The organism is Streptomyces sp. SID12501 (assembly GCF_010550245.1).
GTDB lineage: Bacteria > Actinomycetota > Actinomycetes > Streptomycetales > Streptomycetaceae > Streptomyces.
The window spans coordinates 1-571 of sequence record NZ_JAAGLU010000320.1; the positions used below are offsets into that span (position 1 = coordinate 1).

Genomic DNA, 571 nt, shown 5'->3' on the forward strand with positions numbered 1-571 from the left:
CCTCAGCCGTGTCCACGGCGGTGGCGAGGGCGGCCAGGGTGCGGTGACGGTAGATCACGGTCGGCCGGGGGAGCGGCCCGCCCTGTTTCTCCAGCCGGGCGAACACTTCCAGCACGAGCAGGGAGTCGCCGCCCAGGGCGAAGAAGTCGTCCTCGCGGCACACGTCGTCGGCCTGGAGCAGCACGGACCAGATACGGGCAAGCCGGACCTCGGTCGGTGTGACGGGCGCCGTACGCGGGGCCGCGCGCGGTGGGCGAGCTCATCGCCACGTGGTGCCCCGCGCAGGGGCCGGGGGACATGCGCATGGTCCCGACGAGCGCCAACGGGCTCCCGGCCTTCGCGCTGTACATGCGCGACCCGGACGGCGTGCACCGCGCGTTCCAGGTGCAGCAGGTGACGGTCGGTGCGGACGGCGTGCGGCACGTCACGGTGTGGTTCGGGGCTGCGCTGTTCGCGAGGTTCGGGCTGCCGGTCGAGCTCGCCTGACGGACGCCGTCCCGGGACGCCGGCCCGGGACGACGAACGCGGGCCCACGCCGGTTCTCGCGGACGAGAAGCGGCGTGGACCCGCG

General features: G+C 74.4%; 2 protein-coding genes. One reads left to right on the plus strand and one right to left on the minus strand.

Features of this window, described 5'->3' with window-relative positions:
* A partial coding sequence (locus G3I71_RS45985) for a phosphopantetheine-binding protein (RefSeq protein WP_343243291.1) occupies nucleotides 1–184 on the minus strand: 184 nt, incomplete at its 3' end.
* Nucleotides 185–297: 113 nt separating this feature from the next.
* On the opposite strand from G3I71_RS45985, the gene G3I71_RS45990 reads away from it, so the two are divergent.
* A complete protein-coding gene (locus G3I71_RS45990) occupies nucleotides 298–486 on the plus strand; it encodes a hypothetical protein (RefSeq protein WP_203733061.1) in 189 nt (62 codons plus the stop codon).
* The last annotated feature ends 85 nt before the right edge of the window (nucleotides 487–571 follow it).